Consider the following 330-nt stretch of genomic DNA (forward strand, 5'->3'; position numbering starts at 1 on the left):
CTCGTACATCTCGAACAGGTTGCCGTACTTGTTCTCGACGGCCTTGCGGCCGAGCCGCTGGATCGCGTCGTCGAAGTCCAGGTAGACACCCAGGCCCGACGGTCCGACGCCGCGCTTCTCGTCGCAGACCTCCTTGGCGGCCCGGGACGCGATGTCACGGGGCACCAGGTTGCCGAACGCCGGGTACTTGCGCTCGAGGAAGTAGTCACGCTCCTCGTGCGGGATCTCGTTCGGCCCGCGGTCGTCGCCGAGCTTCTTCGGGACCCAGACGCGGCCGTCGTTGCGCAGCGACTCCGACATCAGGGTCAGCTTCGAGATCGGAAGAGCACA

The 330-nt window shown here is 66.4% G+C and carries 1 protein-coding gene; it reads right to left on the reverse strand.

Annotated features, from left to right (window positions below):
• Positions 1-300 (reverse strand): hypothetical protein (locus tag DBV35_RS29615; RefSeq protein WP_211100084.1); only part of this gene is annotated, 300 nt, incomplete at its 3' end.
• Between the last annotated feature and the right edge of the window lie 30 nt (positions 301-330).

It is taken from the genome of Acuticoccus kandeliae, assembly GCF_003073115.1.